The organism is Zavarzinia sp., assembly GCF_049306435.1.
Lineage (GTDB): Bacteria > Pseudomonadota > Alphaproteobacteria > Zavarziniales > Zavarziniaceae > Zavarzinia.
Genome location: NZ_JBAQRT010000359.1, coordinates 1 through 2,252 on the forward strand (window position 1 = coordinate 1; position 2,252 = coordinate 2,252).

The window sequence follows — 2,252 nt, forward strand, 5'->3', positions numbered from 1 at the left end:
GCCGGCGTCCAGGGCACCGGCCCTCATCGCGGCGACATGACCGCGCGGCATGTCGCCAAGGATCTGCCGGCGTCCCATTGTTCGACCGGGGAGCAGAAGGCGCTGCTCATCTCCATCGTGCTGGCGCAGGGCGCGCTGGTCGCCATGGCGGAAGGGCGGGCGCCGATCCTGCTGCTCGACGAGGTGGCGGCCCATATCGATCCGGGCCGGCGCCAGATGCTTTACGACCTGATTTCCGGGCGGGGCCTGCAGGCCTTCCTGACCGGAACCGAACGGTCGCTGTTTCACGGCCTTGAAGACCGTGGCCAATTCTTCGATGTCCGCGACGGCCAGGCCGTCGCGGCTTCGTGATCCCGAGGGTAATGACATGACCACCAACGAGTCCCACCGCCGCGATACCGCCGAAGGCGCCGCCCATTATGGCGCCGACGCGATCCAGGTGCTGAAAGGGCTGGACGCGGTGCGCAAGCGCCCGGGCATGTATATCGGCGACACCGACGACGGCTCGGGCTTGCACCACATGGTTTACGAAGTCGTCGACAACGCGATCGACGAGGCGCTGGCCGGTTATTGCGACCGGGTGCTCGTGGTGCTCAACGCCGACGGCTCCTGCACGGTCGAGGACAACGGCCGCGGCATCCCGACCCAGATCCACGAGGGCGAAGGCGTCTCCGCCGCCGAAGTGATCATGACCCAGCTGCACGCCGGCGGGAAATTCAACCAGGATACCTACAAGGTTTCGGGCGGGCTGCACGGCGTCGGCGTCTCGGTCGTCAACGCGCTCTCGGCCTGGCTCGACCTTCGGGTCTGGCGCGGCGGCAAGGAGCATTACATGCGCTTCCGCCATGGCGTGCCGGAGGCCCCGCTCGCCATCGTCGGCGATGTCGTCGACAAGTCGGGCACCCAGGTCACCTTCCTGCCCTCGACCGAAACCTTCACCCAGGTCGTCTTCGATTACGACACGCTGGAGCACCGGCTGCGCGAACTCGCCTTCCTGAATTCGGGCGTCCGCGTCGTGCTCGAGGATCGCCGCGGCGTCGAGCCGCGCGTCGCCGACCTCTATTACGAAGGCGGGGTCGAGGCTTTCGTGCGTTACCTCGACCGTAACAAGAAGCCGCTGGTCGATACCCCGATCGTGATCCGGGGCGAGAAGGACGGCATCATCGTCGATGTCGCCATGCAGTGGAACGACAGCTATCACGAGAACGTCCTCTGCTTCACCAACAACATCCCACAGCGCGACGGCGGCACCCATCTGGCCGGCTTCCGCGGCGCACTGACGCGAACCGTCAACGGTTACGCCAACGAAAGCGGTCTCGCCAAGAAGGAGAAGGTCACCCTGACCGGCGACGACGCGCGCGAGGGCCTGACCTGCGTGCTCTCGGTCAAGGTGCCGGACCCGAAATTCTCCAGCCAGACCAAGGACAAGCTGGTCTCCTCCGAAGTCCGCCCGGCGGTCGAGGGGCTGATCAACGAGAAGCTGCAGCAATGGTTCGAGGAACATCCGGGCCCGGCCCGCATCCTCGTCTCCAAGGTCTGCGAGGCGGCGGCGGCGCGGGAAGCGGCGCGCAAAGCGCGTGAGATGACGCGTCGGAAAGGCGCCTACGACGTCTCGAACCTGCCCGGCAAGCTGGCCGACTGCCAGGAACGCGATCCGGCGAAATCCGAACTCTTCATCGTCGAGGGTGACTCGGCGGGCGGTTCGGCCAAGCAGGGACGCAACCGTGCCAATCAGGCCGTGCTGCCCCTGCGCGGCAAGATCCTGAACGTGGAACGCGCCAGGTTCGACAAGATGCTGTCGAGCCAGGAAATCGGCACGCTGATCACCGCTCTCGGCACCGGCATCGGGCGCGACGATTTCAACATCGAGAAGGCGCGCTACCACCGCGTCATCATCATGACCGACGCGGACGTGGACGGCGCCCATATCCGCACCCTGCTGCTCACCTTCTTCTACCGGCAGATGCCGGAGCTGATCGAGAAGGGTTATCTCTATATCGCGCAGCCGCCGCTCTACAAGATCAAGCGCGGCTCGTCGGAGGTCTATCTCAAGGACGAGCGGGCGCTGGAAGACAATCTGATCGACGTCGGCCTCGAGGGCACGGTGCTGACCCTCGGCGACGGCACCCAGCTGGCGGGCAACGACCTGCGGGCCGTCATCCAGCAGGCGCGCCAGGTGCGCAGCCTGCTGGTCGCGCCGGCCCGCCGCTATGCCCTGCCGGTGGTGGAACACGCGGCGATCGCCGGGGCCC

General features: G+C 66.4%; 1 protein-coding gene and 1 pseudogene. Both read left to right on the forward strand.

Annotation, left to right across the window (positions count from 1 at the left end):
- Positions 1 to 351, forward strand: a pseudogene (locus tag WAZ62_RS20670) (DNA replication and repair protein RecF); the annotation flags it as partial.
- Positions 352 to 367: 16 nt separating this feature from the next.
- Positions 368 to 2,252 (forward strand): DNA topoisomerase (ATP-hydrolyzing) subunit B (gyrB, locus tag WAZ62_RS20675; protein WP_422645425.1); only part of this gene is annotated, 1,885 nt, incomplete at its 3' end.